Source organism: Paraburkholderia sp. SG-MS1 (genome assembly GCF_012275575.1).
Lineage (GTDB): Bacteria > Pseudomonadota > Gammaproteobacteria > Burkholderiales > Burkholderiaceae > Paraburkholderia.
This window is the reverse complement of record NZ_NPIH01000229.1, coordinates 1-13265: the sequence shown is the minus strand read 5'-3', so window position 1 is coordinate 13265 and position 13265 is coordinate 1. Positions and strand designations below refer to the sequence as shown.

Here is a 13265-nt window from a genome sequence, read left to right as displayed (position 1 = left end):
TCCTTCAGGATGAGCCCGTCCAGGCCGACATACGGACAGAGGCGCAAAACAGACGCGCAAAGGAACGGCGCAGAACAGAAACGCATGCGCGCCGCATTACAATAGCGCCGTTCAGTTGCTTTTCGCGGGTACCTTATGACCTACTGCGTAGCGATGGCCGTCGACGACGGTCTCGTGTTCCTGTCGGACACGCGCACCAATGCGGGCGTCGATCATATCAGCACGGCGCGCAAGATGTCGGTGTTCGAGCAGCCGGGCGAGCGCATGCTCGTACTGATGGGCGCCGGCAATCTGTCGCTCACGCAAGCGGTGCTTCACGAGTTGTCCGAACCCACCGATCCCGCGTTGCCCACGCTCTGGAGCGCTCCCACGATGGCCGACGCCGCGCGCGTGGTCGGCCGCGCGGTGCGCTGCGTGCATCAGCGCGAGGCGCAGGCGCTGCAGGAGTTCGGCGTCGATTTCAATTGCAGCTTCATTCTCGGCGGGCAGATCGCGGGCAACCAGATGCGCCTGTTCATGATCTACTCGGCGGGCAATTTCATCGAAGCATCCGCTGTCAATCCCTACTTCCAGATCGGCGAGGCCAAGTACGGCAAGCCGATCATCGACCGCGTGCTGACGCCGTCCACGCCGCTCGACGAAGCCGCCAAGTGCGCGCTGATCTCGATGGATTCGACGCTGCGCTCGAACCTGTCGGTGGGTTTGCCGCTCGATCTGCTGGTGTACGAGAAGGACGCGCTGCGTGTCACGCGGTTCGTGTCGATCGATCACGGCAACGCGTACTTCGAGATGATCCACAGCACGTGGGGCGAGCAGTTGCGCCAGGTGTTCGGCTCGATTCCCGATCCGGACTGGCAGGACGCGGCCGATGTGCCGTCGTTGCAGCGCGAGCGGGCGCTAGTGTTGCATCGCGCGCCGGTCGGCGCAGACGGCATCGAGCATGAACTCGAAGCGAAGCCCGCGCAGACGCTCGCGCAGGCGGACAAGGCCAGGACGCAGCGGCGGTAGGAATGCCGACGCATACGAAGCTCGTTGTGAGCCCGGCAAGCGGCTCGTCGGCGGCTTTGTTTTTGCCACGTCACTTTCCGTTGCCGCGCTTGCGGCCGGTTCTCGCCGACGGATAAGCACATCGACCCGCACCCGCCCAGCCGCAAAAACCATTACCTCAAGACGAAAAAAAGCCAGCCATCGGCATTGCCTCTGGCTGGCTTTTGACTACGTCGCTTTCAGCTACGTAGCACGTCCCGATCAGAACTTGTGACGGATACCGAGGCTGACCATGACCTGGTTGTCGGTGCTCGCCTGATTGCCGTACGAACCGATCGAAGCCGTAGCGGAGACGAGCTGACCCGTGGTCGGATCACGCTGTTCGCCGCTTGCATGCTGCCATGCGCCAACCAGGTACAAGTCCGTGCGCTTCGAGAGCGAGTAATCGCCGCCCAGCGACACCTGGTGATACGTCGCCGATGCGTCGCCCGAGCCCTTCGTGTATGCGTAGCCGAGACCCAGCAGCGCTGCCGGCGTGACCTGGTAGCCCAGGTAGACGCGGCCGACGTTGAACTTCTGCGTGGTCAGGAAGCCCGACTGCGAGTCCGGCTTGTATTGCGCATTGCTGTAGCTCAGGTTGGCCGTGAACGGGCCCGTGACGTACTGGACAGCAGCCGAAGCGATGCCGATCGACTTCGACGAAGCGTAGGCCGAGTTGATGCCGGCAGCATCCGGGAACGCGGAGTCGAACGTGCCGTCAGACGTAGCCGTCGAGCTCCAGCCCGCGCGCTGCGCCAGCGTCGTCGACGAGTTGCTTGCGTGCAGGTAGCCTGCAGCGATGCTGAACGGACCGGTCGCATACGTTGCCGCGCCCGACCACGTCTGGCCCGAACCCGTCGAGCCTGCCACGCCGCCGAGGGCGTACATGCCTTCGACCTGGAAGCCAGCGAACACCGGCGATACGTACTTCAGTGAGTTGCTGATGCGGAAGCTGTTGTCGTTGTTGTCGACGTCACCCGGCGTAGCGAACGTGCTGCCGAAGTAGTTGTCGCCCGTCAGCGGCTGGATCATGTCGACCAGCGGGTCGTATTGACGACCGGCGGTGAACGTGCCCCACTGATCGGCGGCGAGACCGACGTAAGCTTGACGACCGAACATGCGGCTACCTTGCTGCAATTTGCCGCTGTTGATGTCAAAGCCGTTTTCCAACTGGAAAATGGCCTTCAGGCCGCCGCCCAGATCTTCCGAGCCTTTCAGGCCGAAACGGCTACCCTGGAGGTTGCCGCCGAACAGTTGCACGAGGCTGCCACCCGCCGGGGTGGCGTTGTTCACGTATTGGACCGATTCATCGATCAAGCCATACAGGGTGACGCTGCTTTGAGCATGTGCCACGCCGGTGACGCCCAGAAGCGCCAGCGAGAGGGTAGACAGTGCGATTCGTTTCATCCATTTCTCCACGCGATGATTAGTTTCGTTGTTGCGGAAAGCAGAATAGCTCACGGCGTCTACCGGCAAGAACTGGAAAAAAAAGAGTGTCGTCAAAAACTGACAAAACACGCCAAAGCCTTGTATTTAAAGAACGTTAAGGATTATTTCTGTTTGAGCAATATTTATTCGTTGATTGAGCATTATTGTTGTTTTGTTGACAGTGACGGATTGGTTATCGCCACATTCGGCGTTGAATTGAAGGTGTTTTGTAATAAAGTCGTCTATTCGTCTGGGTGATTCCGGTAAGGAAAACATCAAGGCGGAAAGGCGAGCGACCGGCGGCAAGCTGGACAGAATCGATATGCTCTGGACAGGCGCAACCCGGCGCACGCGCAGAGGTGCAGCCATTGGCGTGCGGAAAGCGGGGTTTGAAATTGCGCCGGGGATCAGCGATCGTCGCTCTCGCCCGCGCGGCGCGCTACGGTTGCCGCAGCCAGGCCGGCCGCCGCGGCGAGCAGCACCGAGGTCCATGGATTACGCCTGACGTAGCGGTCGGCCGCCGCCGCTTTGCGGCCGGCTTCGACGAGCGCGTCGGCGGCGAGGCGGGTGGCCTGCGCTTCAGCCATGGCGACGCCGCGGCCAACCTTGACGGCGGTTGCGCGCGCCGAGGCGACGCTGCGCGCCGGTGTGCGGGAAGGGGCTGCAGAGGCTACTGCGGACGGCACTCCGCGCGCGGGTGTGAGCGCCGCGTGGCCGGATACCGTTGCATCGGCATACCCTGGTACCGTCGACGCCGCCAGCACCGACGCGAGTTTCGCGCGGCTGCCCGGCGGCGCGGCCGCCTGCATGCCCCAGCCGCCGCGCGGATCATGCAGCCGTCCGCGCGCCGCCGAAAATTCCGCGCCGAGCAGCAGCACAACGGCCGAGAAGTACAGCCACATCAGCAGCACCGCGAGCGAGCCCGCCGCCCCGAACGACGTCGCCATCCCCGCGTGCGCCAGATACAGGGCGAACAGTTTCTTGCCCGCCGAAAACAGCACGGCCGCGACAATGCCGCCGACGAACGCATCGCGCCAGCGCACCGTGGCGTCCGGGAGAAACTTGAGCAGCGCGGCGAACGCGAACGCGAGCACCAGCAGGCCGACGCCCAGTTGCAGCAGGTTGCCGATCACCACGTACGGCGAATTGCCCCACAGCCAGTTGCCGACAAACGTGATGACCGTATCGAGCACCAGCGAAACGATCAGCAGGAAGGCGACGCCCAGCACCAGTCCGAACGAGATCAGGCGGACCCGCACCAGCGCGATGACGCTGGAGGTGCGCGGGCCGGTGTAAGGCCACACCTGATTGAGCGCGGTATTGAGCGACGAGAAGGTGGCCGACGCGCCGATCGCCAGCGCCGAAAACGAAATGATCGCCGCGATGCCGCCCGCGTTGCCGCTGTGATGCGCGTTTTCGACGATGGTCTGGACACCCGCGGCGGCCTGGTCGCCGAGCAAGCCGTTGATGTGGTGGTACAGCTCGCCGCGGGCGGCGGCGGCGCCGAAGAACCAGCCGGCTACCGCGATCACCATCACCAGCGTGGGCGCGAGCGAGAAGGCCGCATAGAAGGCGATGCTGGCGGCCATCGCGGCGCAGCGGTCGTCGGCGAACTGCTTGAATGCGCCGATCGCCCAGTTGGCCTGCTTGCGGGCCACATGCTGGAGGTTCTCGGAGGAAAGGGAGTCGATGTCCATGTCGTGTTTCTCGATGGGATCCCGGCGTGGCACACGCCGTGTGCGAACCGTTGAGGTGGCCCCGACGCACGCTTCGCCGCCGTCTTCGCATGAGTGCCTTTCGCAAACCTTGTGCCCGTCACTATATACAAGCAAATAGCGCGGCGGGCGCTCGTTGCGGTAAAGGGGTCACGAGGGGCCGGCGCGGCCAGGCGGTGTCGGCACGCGCTCGCGCCACCCGCCACGCGATGCGTGCAAGCGAAGTGTGCCGTTAGAATGCGGAGGCATTCACAACCTCTTGCTCATTTCACTATGCATTCGCACGAACTCGTACAGCAGCTGGACGTCATTGCGTCGGAACAATGGAGCGCGCACTTGCCCGTGCACGTGATCGAGCAGTTGCCGGCTCATGGTGTAACGGTCTTCCCGGTCACCGACGATGCCTCCGACACCGCCGCATTCAGCGCGCGCTATGGCTTCGGCCTCGAAGACTGCGCGAACACGATCGTGATCCGCTATAAGAAAGAGGGCGCCGAGCACTACGCGGCGGTGGTCTCCTTGGGTTCGCTGCTGCTCGACATCAACGGTGCCGTGAAGGCGGCACTGGGCGCGCAGCGGCTCTCGTTCGCCAAACGCGAGCAGGCGGTGGAGCACAGCGGCATGGAATTCGGCGGTATCACCGTGTTCGGCTTGCCGGCCGATTGGCGCATCCTCGTCGACGCCGCCGTGATGCAGCGTGCGCAGATCGTGATGGGCGCAGGCGTGCGCGCGGCCAAGCTGCTGCTCGCGCCTGACGTGCTGCGGCAGTGGCCGCGTTGCGAAGTCGCGTCGCTCACGTTGCCGGCTGAGTGAGGCCACACGTGCCCGACGTGCCGGCAGGCGAAGCTGGACCATCGCACGGCATGTGCGGGCAAAAGCCTCCGCGCTCAGTCGGCATGGTGGTCACTACCGGCTACCCACGCGCATTGAAGAATAAAACCTGAAGTTTTCCCCCGTTCCGCCGTTAATCCAGCAGTCGGCATGAACCGTCGCGGCACACGCTCGCGCGGATGCCAGCGACAAGGACAAAGGATACGGAGATGGAACGGTTTCGCCTGAAAGTGCGGCTTTGGCTCGCGCTCGCTGTGATGTGCATGGGCATTCTGGCGATCGGCCTGTGGGGCGCTTTCAAAGCACGCGACACGATGATCGCCGACCGCCAGGCGGAGCTCAAGAGCGTCGTCAGCGTCGCATACAGCGTGCTGGATCGCTATAACGGTCTGGCCGCGGCCGGCACACTGTCGCTCGCCGATGCGCAGCGCGCGGCGATGGACGACCTGCGCGCGATGCGCTACGACGGCGCCGGCGGCTACCTCGTGCTGGAAGACAGCCACGCCCGCGTGCTGATGCACGGCACGCGCGCCGATCTGGTCGGCAAGGACATGACGGGCGTCACCGATCCGGATGGGCGGCATGTGTTCAAGGAAGGCTCGGAGCAAACCCAGCGCGAAGGCGAAGCGTTCGTCCATCTGCAATTTCCGAAGCCGGGCTCGAGCCAGCTCGCGCCGAAGATCAACTACATGCGTCTCTACAAGCCGTGGGACTGGACCATCGTCACGGGCGTCTATACCGACGACATCGACAGCGCGTTTTACACGGCGCTCATGAAGTACGCGGGCGCGTCGCTGCTGCTGGGCGTGCTGGTGTCGCTCGTGATAGGCGTGATTTTGCGCAGCATCCTGCGGCAGCTCGGTGGCGAACCGGCCTACGCGGCACAGATCGCTTCGCGGATCGCCGACGGCGATCTCGACGTGGTCGTCGAGACGAAAGCCGGCGACGAGACCAGCCTGCTCGCCGCGATGCGGCGCATGCAGCATCGCCTCGCGCAGGCGATCACGCAGATTCGCGGCGGCGCCACGCTGATCGCGACGGTGTCGCACGAGATCGCGGCAGGCAACGCGGACCTGTCGCGCCGCACCGAGCAGCAGGCGAGCGCGCTCGGCGAAACGGCGTCGAGCATGGAGCAGATCACCGCGACCGTGAAGCAGAACGCCGACAACGCGAAGCAGGCCAGCCAGCTCGCGCACAACGCATCGGAGACGGCGGCGCGCGGCGGCGAAGTGGTCGGCCAGGTGGTCGAGACCATGCGCGGCATCTCGCAGTCGTCGCACCGGATCGGCGACATCATCGGCGTGATCGAGGGGATTGCGTTTCAGACCAACATTCTCGCGTTGAACGCCGCGGTCGAAGCGGCGCGCGCCGGCGAGGAAGGGCGCGGCTTCGCCGTGGTGGCCGGCGAAGTGCGCACGCTCGCGCAACGCAGCGCGGCGGCCGCGAAGGAAATCAAGGCGCTGATCGAGGAGTCGGCGGCGCAGATCGCCGGCGGCGCGCAGTACGTCGGCCGCGCCGGCGACACGATGCAGGAAGTCGTGCTGGCGGTACGCCGCGTCACGGACATCATGGGGGAGATCAGCGCGGCGTCGGTGGAACAGAGCTCGGGCATCGAGCAGGTCAACATCGCGGTCGCGAGCATGGATCAGACGACCCAGCAGAACGCGGCGCTGGTGGAGGAAGCGAGCGCTTCCGCAGAGGTGCTCAAGGAGCAGACCGGCCAGTTGTCCGCGGCGATCGCGGTGTTCACGCTGCCGCAGCAGCGCTGAACCGGCGCTCGCTCACGCGGGCGCGAAGAAGCCTTCGACGATATCGACCACGCGCCACAGCGAGCATGGCCGCCTGCAATGGCCGTCGAACCGGCTTCCTTGAGCGGACCGATCGGATCGAGCGGCCAGATAGTGCTCATTGCCAGCAACAGGACGTTGGCGTGGGCGGGCTCGGCGCGCACCGTGCGAGTGAATGGATAGCCCGCCGGCGAGTCGAGCCAGGTGTCCAGCAACACTGCGTGGGGACCCCACCGCTTCAGGAAACACTGCGACCTGCTCAGATCCGCGGCATGGATCGCATCGTATCCCTTCACCGACAGCAGCCCCACGAGCGAGTCGCCGATGGCCTTGTCGCGATGCGCGATCAGGATGCGGCGCGAAGGATGCCCGGCCGTGGCGCTGCGCCGGTTTGTGCCGCACGCATCATGCGAGGCCAATTCCCGCGCGAGTGAGCAAACGCTGATTGCGCTCTGAGAGGTTCTTCATGCGCAACTGCTTGCCGGCTTTGCGATAGCGCTCGACCAATCCCTGCAACGCGGCGAGCGCGGAATGGTCCGCGAGCAGCAGGTGGCTGCAATCGACCGTGACGCGTTCAGGATCGTCGAGCGGGTCGAACAGTTCGTGAAAACGCGTGGTCGACGCGAAAAAGAGCGTGCCGCGCGGCACGTAGGTCTTGTCGCCGGCACTGTCTTCGACATGCGCGTGGATTTCGCGGGCATGTTGCCACGCGAAGTTGAGCGCGGCGATCACGATGCCGCACATCACCGCAATCGCCAGATCGGAGAACACGGTGATGATGGTGACCGCGACGATCACCAGCGCGTCGTTGCGCGGCACCTTGCCGAGCACGCGCAGCGAACCCCAGGCGAAGGTCTGCTGTGCCACCACGAACATCACGCCCACCAGCGCCGCGAGCGGAATGCGTTCGATCAGCGGCGACAGGAACAGGATGTACATCAGGATCATCACGCCGCTGATGATGCCCGACAGCCGCGAACGGCCGCCCGAATTCAGATTGATCATGGTCTGGCCGATCATCGCGCAGCCGCCCATGCCGCCGAACAGACCCGACGCGATATTCGCCGCGCCCAGCGCGAGGCATTCGCGGTTGGGCTGGCCGCGCGTTTCCGTGATCTCGTCGGTCAGATTGAAGGTGAGCAGTGTTTCGAGCAAGCCGACGATCGCCATCAGCACCGCGTAGGGCAGTACCGCGTGCAGCGTGTCCAGATTCAGCGGCACGGTGGGCAGATGCAGCGTGGGCAGCCCGCCTGCGATGTGCGCCATGTCGCCGAGCGTGCGCGTAGGCAGATGCAGCAGCTGCGTGAAGAGCCCCACGCCGACGATCGCCACCAGTGCGGGCGGCGCGGCGCGCGTGAGCCGTGGCAGCAGATAGACGATCGCCATGGTCAGCGCGACGAGGCCGCACATCATCGCCAGCGCGCTGCCGTGCAGCCATTGTTCGCCTTGCGGCGTGCTCTGTTTGAAGTGCGCGAGCTGCGCGGTGGCGATGACGATCGCGAGGCCGTTGACGAAGCCCAGCATCACCGGATGCGGGACCATGCGGATCAGCTTGCCGAGGCGCAACGCGCCGAACAGCACCATCAGGATGCCGCTGAGTATCACGGTGGCAAGCAGATATTGCGCACCGTGCTGCACGACCAGCGCGACGATGACCACCGCCATCGACCCCGCGGCCCCGGAAATCATCCCGGGCCGGCCGCCGAACAATGCGGTGATGGTGCAGATGAAGAACGCCCCATAGAGGCCCATCAACGGGTTGAGGTGGGCGACCAGCGCGAAGGCGATGCATTCCGGCACCAGCGCGAACGACGAGGTCAGGCCTGCGAGCACATTGCTTCTGATGCCGGGCAGCGCGGCGGGCCGACCGTGAGTGGGACTAGCGGTGTTCATTGTCAACGAGGTGGGGAGCGTGGGAGCGCGTGGGCAGCTGCGTACGTGGCGAGGCACGTGGCGCGGCGCAGGTTGCGTCCGTTGGCGAGGCATTGAGCCCCAGGCCGGAGAGGAACGCAAAATGGCGAAAGCGGGGGATTTTACAGCAGTACGGTCGATGTGACCGGTGAGGCGGGCCAGGTCGCGACCGCAAGGGACACCGCGACCTTGCTTGATGCCGGCGTCACGCAACCGGCGAGCGGCTGCGTGACGAGGTGCGCACGCTTAGATCATCAAACGCGACACCTTGGTCCCTTCGACCGACACACCGGCCATCAGGCCGCCGTTCGTCAGCACGAACGCTTCGACCGGGCTGGTGGCGGTGGAAGTGTCGACCGCGCCGTTCGCACCGACCTTCAGCACCGCGACGGTGGCATCCGCGCCGGCTGCCCATCCCTGGCTGTGGAGGAATTTGTCCAGCGCTTCCTGCGTCATGAACAGGAAGATGAGCGCCTTCGACTGCGCGCCGATCTGCAAACCGAACGACCCCGCGACGGTGCTATAGAAGCCCGTCGTCTGCCCGTTCACCCGCAGAGCGCCTTCGCCGTATTGTCCGCCGACCCAGAAGCCCGCCGAGATGACGGACGGAAACACCAGCACGCCACGCGCCTTCGCGACCAGCTCGCGCGAACCGTGGACGTTTTCGTAGAGGCGTGCGAGTGTCGCGTCGACACCGGCGTTAATCGTATCGCGCTTGCCGGCGTTGGCCGAAGGCGAAGCGCTCGAGGATGGCGAAGTCGTCGTGCAACCGGCGAGGCTGAGGCCAGCGCAGGCCAGAGCAGCGCTGCCGGTCAGGATGAATTGTCGTCTGCGCATGTTGGTTTTGTCCTTTTACGTTATGGAGGTGACGGGAGGGCGGCCGCCGCTTCGCTTCCCGTGCGTTTCCCGGGGCGATGATGCCTTTGCCCCCGCTGGCGGCACGCCCCACGACGTTGGCGAATCAGCAAATAGCGTACCCGACGCCGCGCGTCTGCGCAGGGACGGCGGCGTTGGCTCGGAAGATGGTGTGAATCGGCGAGCTCGTGGGTGGTTTGCTCGCCTTTATTTGTTAAGCCGCCGGTCGAATATTCTGGTTGTGGCGGAAAAGATTGTGCGGGTCGTAGCGGCTTTTTACCGCGACGAGCCGTTCGTAGTTCGGCCCGTAGGCTTCGGCGACACGGCCGCCTTCCTCCTGCGTCATGAAGTTGACGTACACGCTGCCGAGCGAGAACGGCGCGGCGGCGTCGAAGAAGGCACGCGCCCATGCGATGCAGCGCTCGTCGTCGGCGGCATCGTCCCAGCGGCCGTGGACGTTCATCGCGTACTGCGTATCGCGGCTCGGGTAGGCGGTGGCCGCGACCGGCACGCGCTGCGTTTGCGCACCGATCTGGCCGAAGAAAATTTCGCACTGCGGCGACGGCAGGTTGCCGATCGCACTGAGCAGCGCATCGATCAGACCATCGTCGATGCCGCCGAGATTGTGCGACTTCCAGTAATTGCGCGCGCCCGGCGTGAGCAGCGGGTCGAACGCCTGCTGCCACATCGCGTACGGCATCGGGCCGAGATGTTCGCCGACCGGCGTGCCGAAGCCTCGCACGGCTTCCACCACGGACGGCCCGTCGTCGACCGGGCCGGCATAGCACATCGCGAACACGATCACCGGCGTGCCGTGCACTTCCGGCGGCAGGAAAGGCAGCGGCGGCGCAAGCCGCAACACCGCCCACACGCTGAGGTCCTCCGGCATGCCGGCGTGTGCGGCGCGGTACTTGACGAGCGCGTCTTTCGCCTGCGCGATCGGCAGCACGACGAGGCCGCCGTACACGAGCGGTCCGACCGGATGCAACTGGAATTCGAATGACGTGACGACGCCGAAATTGCCGCCGCCGCCGCGTATCGCCCAGAACAGGTCTTCGTGCGAATCGGCGCTGGCGCGGACCAGTTCGCCGTTGGCGGTGACGACGTCCGCCGACAACAGATTGTCGACCGTCATGCCGTATTTGCGGCTGAGCCAGCCGAAGCCGCCACCGAGCGTCAGGCCCGCGACGCCGGTCGTCGAGTTGATGCCGAGCGGCGTCGCGAGTCCGAAGGCCTGGGCTTCGTGGTCGAAGTCGTGCAGTGTCGCGCCCGGTTCGACATAAGCCCGCCGCGCTTGCGGGTCGATACGCACCGACTTCATCGACGACAGATCGAGCACGAGGCCATCGTCGCAAAGCGCGCTGCCGCCGATGTTGTGACCGCCGCCGCGAATCGCCAGCGGCAGGTCGTTGTCGCGCGCGAACGCGACGCCGCAGCGCACGTCGGCGGCGCCGGCGCAACGCAGGATCAGCGCCGGACGCCGGTCGATCATCGCATTCCAGATACTGCGTGCCTGATCGTAGCTCGCATCGCCAGGCTGCAGGAGCTGGCCTCGGATCGCGGATTTCAATTCGTCGGTAGCGCTGCTGGACACGTTAGCCATGACTTGCCTCATCGGAGAGTGAACGGCGAATCCCTCATCGCTATCTGGATGACCAAAGCAAATGGAACGCCGAAACAGAAAGCTGATTGAGAGCTTTGCTTGGGTCCAGTAAACGGGGCAGTCTGGCTAAGTCAAACAAAGGTAAACCCGCGCTCGCCGGCGATCTCGCGCAAGCGCTCATGCGACAAGCGTCCGGGGGCCACGCAGGCGAAGACGAGCCGGCCTGCGTCACGGATGGTGGAAATACTTCGGGAAAAGAACGCGCGGCGAAGTGTTGGATTGCGCCGCGCTGATGGCTGCGCAGCGACACTTTTGGTGCGGCATGCATGCGGGCCGGCCGCGCTGAAGAATCAGCCTTTCACGAGACCGCCGTCGACGATCAGATTCTGGCCCGTCACCGCGCGCGCCCAGGGCGACAGGAAAAACAGCACGGCGTCGGCGAATTCCTCGGGCGTCGTGACGCGCCGCAGCGGCGTCGAATTCGCGATCAGGTCGAAGACGAACTCCGGGGTGGCCGCGCTCGCGTCGGTGGTGCGCAGCAGACCGCCCGACACCATGTTGACCGTGATGCCGTCGGGGCCGAGATCGTGCGCGGCGGTGCGTGTGAGCGAGAGCAGTGCGGCTTTGGCCGCGGTGTAGTCGTGATACGGGACCACGGGGTTCTGAAACAGATTGGTGCCGACGTTGACGATGCGCCCGAACCCGCGCGCGCGCATGCCGGCCGCGGCTGCCTGCATCGTGTTGAGCGCGCCTTTGAGCGAGCCGTCGAGTTGCTGCTGGAAACGCGACCAGTCGATGGAGTCGATCGAGGGGCGTGCGTCGCCGTCGAACTGGAAGTCGGCCAGTGCGTTATTCACAACCGAGACGATGGCTTGGCCGGTTTGCGCGTGCGCGGCTTCGAACAGGCGCGCGACTGCAGCGGTATCGGTGACGTCCGCCTGCAACAGCAGCACGCGCTCGCCGAGTTCCTCTCTCAGCGCGTGCGCCAGCGTCTCACTCTTGCGGTAATTCACGATCACGCCCGCGCCTTCGCGCACCAACGCTCGCGTGATGGACGCGCCGAGTCCGCGGGCGCCGCCCGTCACCAGCACCCATTGATCGGATAGAAGCATCTGTTTTTCCTGTTGTCGATGAAGTTGCGAGGTTGGTATTGTCGCCTGAGTTGGAGACTGACTCGCTGTGTGGGATAGCGCACGAAGTGGCCAGCCGCGGTTCGAAGGCGGTATCAGGTTTGTGGACGGTGTCTGATGAGGGGCTCTTTGCCGGCTTTTTTGCGACTGTTGCCGTAATGGGTTGTGGTGCCGGGTCGAGGTCAAAAAGTGAGTGCGCACGGTACTCTCTTCGATCCTGTCTGTGGGATTGCGCTCACTCGGTTTCGGCAGCCGCTCGCTTGTGTGCGGATGAACACGCAGAAAGATCTGCGGCGTACGTTTTAACCCTGGTGGTTTGACGAAAATCGCGTTGAACTCTGTTGACGGCTATTCGATTAAAGCGGGGGCGAGAGACGTATGGCTCACGACATAATAGTTTGGACTGCGTATCTAAATATGAAAAAGTCCGCAGTTTAAGAAGCTCTTGAATTGACTATTTCCGACAGTTCTACCCGTGCCATTCGCTGGCAATAGATCCGCGATATCGCATTGCGTGGTCTAGCGCACGGTCGCCGTATGGCGCTCCGCATAACTTCAACGTCCATCAGGCCATGCTGTGCCGTTCTAACGACGAAGTTCGCGCACAGCCAGTTTCTTCTCTCGGATCACGCCAAATCGGACCGGGATTTTTCGCGAGAGAGGTACCACGCACGATGCATTTTTGCATCGCCCGCGGCGACGTCGACTGGGCTTTGAATTTTCGTTTTTAACAGTGAACAGGGATTCGTTCGTTATCTGGCCGGTCACTCTAGGTTGATAGTTAGGAGAATGAAATGAAAAGGCAAAACGGGGACGCGCGGACGTTGGGAACGCGGCGGGCGGTAATGGCAGTCGCGGTGAGTCTGTATGCGGCGATGGCGGGAGCGCAAACGAATCCGGCGGACTCGTCGACCGGTTCTGCGGGGCTGGTCGTGGCGCAGGCGTCGGCGATGGGTTGTCCTGCCGGCGGGGGGCCTGG

At 64.3% G+C, this 13265-nt stretch carries 9 protein-coding genes; 3 read left to right on the top strand and 6 right to left on the bottom strand.

Features of this window, described 5'->3' with window-relative positions; all coding sequences use genetic code 11:
* The first annotated feature begins 135 nt into the window (after window positions 1-135).
* A complete protein-coding gene (locus CIC12_RS20860; protein ID WP_168666543.1) occupies window positions 136-1008 on the top strand; it encodes a proteasome-type protease in 873 nt (290 codons plus the stop codon).
* A 240-nt stretch (window positions 1009-1248) separates the two neighbouring features.
* On the opposite strand, the gene CIC12_RS20855 is transcribed toward CIC12_RS20860, so the two are convergent.
* Both CIC12_RS20855 and CIC12_RS20850 read right to left on the bottom strand, forming a co-directional pair.
* Entirely contained in the window at window positions 1249-2433 is a 1185-nt protein-coding gene (locus tag CIC12_RS20855) for a porin (protein ID WP_168666541.1), read from the bottom strand.
* 428 nt (window positions 2434-2861) lie between these two features.
* Window positions 2862-4151 (bottom strand): YihY/virulence factor BrkB family protein, encoded by a 1290-nt coding sequence (locus CIC12_RS20850; protein WP_168666539.1) that lies wholly within the window; start codon window positions 4149-4151, stop codon window positions 2862-2864.
* Between the two features lie 291 nt (window positions 4152-4442).
* Here CIC12_RS20850 and CIC12_RS20845 point away from each other — a divergent pair, with 291 nt between their 5' ends.
* Both CIC12_RS20845 and CIC12_RS20840 read left to right on the top strand, forming a co-directional pair.
* Window positions 4443-4982 carry a YbaK/EbsC family protein gene (locus CIC12_RS20845; protein ID WP_168666537.1) on the top strand — a complete coding sequence of 180 codons (540 nt, stop codon included), beginning with the start codon at window positions 4443-4445 and terminating at the stop codon, window positions 4980-4982.
* Window positions 4983-5209: 227 nt separating this feature from the next.
* A complete protein-coding gene (locus CIC12_RS20840) occupies window positions 5210-6769 on the top strand; it encodes a methyl-accepting chemotaxis protein (RefSeq protein ID WP_168666535.1) in 1560 nt (519 codons plus the stop codon).
* Between the two features lie 423 nt (window positions 6770-7192).
* Here the strand turns inward: CIC12_RS20840 and CIC12_RS20835 are convergent, their stop codons facing one another.
* The 4 genes from CIC12_RS20835 to CIC12_RS20820 all read right to left on the bottom strand — a co-directional run bounded on the left by CIC12_RS20835 (window position 7193) and on the right by CIC12_RS20820 (window position 12268).
* Window positions 7193-8680, bottom strand: a complete 1488-nt coding sequence (locus CIC12_RS20835) for a SulP family inorganic anion transporter (protein ID WP_168666533.1) — start codon at window positions 8678-8680, stop codon at window positions 7193-7195.
* A gap of 264 nt (window positions 8681-8944) precedes the next feature.
* Window positions 8945-9535 carry a BPSL1445 family SYLF domain-containing lipoprotein gene (locus CIC12_RS20830; RefSeq protein ID WP_168666532.1) on the bottom strand — a complete coding sequence of 197 codons (591 nt, stop codon included), beginning with the start codon at window positions 9533-9535 and terminating at the stop codon, window positions 8945-8947.
* A gap of 232 nt (window positions 9536-9767) precedes the next feature.
* Window positions 9768-11156 (bottom strand): FAD-binding oxidoreductase, encoded by a 1389-nt coding sequence (locus CIC12_RS20825; protein WP_168666530.1) that lies wholly within the window; start codon window positions 11154-11156, stop codon window positions 9768-9770.
* Window positions 11157-11506: 350 nt separating this feature from the next.
* Complete coding sequence (locus CIC12_RS20820) at window positions 11507-12268, bottom strand: 3-oxoacyl-ACP reductase (RefSeq protein WP_168666528.1); 762 nt, start codon at window positions 12266-12268, stop codon at window positions 11507-11509.
* Window positions 12269-13265: the final 997 nt, after the last annotated feature.

Coding starts and splice junctions, on each gene's coding strand:
- CIC12_RS20860 (WP_168666543.1), top strand. CDS start 136: ATGACCTACTGCGTAGCGATGGCCGTCGACGACGGTCTCGTGTTCCTG.
- CIC12_RS20855 (WP_168666541.1), bottom strand. CDS start 2,433: ATGAAACGAATCGCACTGTCTACCCTCTCGCTGGCGCTTCTGGGCGTC.
- CIC12_RS20850 (WP_168666539.1), bottom strand. CDS start 4,151: ATGGACATCGACTCCCTTTCCTCCGAGAACCTCCAGCATGTGGCCCGC.
- CIC12_RS20845 (WP_168666537.1), top strand. CDS start 4,443: ATGCATTCGCACGAACTCGTACAGCAGCTGGACGTCATTGCGTCGGAA.
- CIC12_RS20840 (WP_168666535.1), top strand. CDS start 5,210: ATGGAACGGTTTCGCCTGAAAGTGCGGCTTTGGCTCGCGCTCGCTGTG.
- CIC12_RS20835 (WP_168666533.1), bottom strand. CDS start 8,680: ATGAACACCGCTAGTCCCACTCACGGTCGGCCCGCCGCGCTGCCCGGC.
- CIC12_RS20830 (WP_168666532.1), bottom strand. CDS start 9,535: ATGCGCAGACGACAATTCATCCTGACCGGCAGCGCTGCTCTGGCCTGC.
- CIC12_RS20825 (WP_168666530.1), bottom strand. CDS start 11,156: ATGGCTAACGTGTCCAGCAGCGCTACCGACGAATTGAAATCCGCGATC.
- CIC12_RS20820 (WP_168666528.1), bottom strand. CDS start 12,268: ATGCTTCTATCCGATCAATGGGTGCTGGTGACGGGCGGCGCCCGCGGA.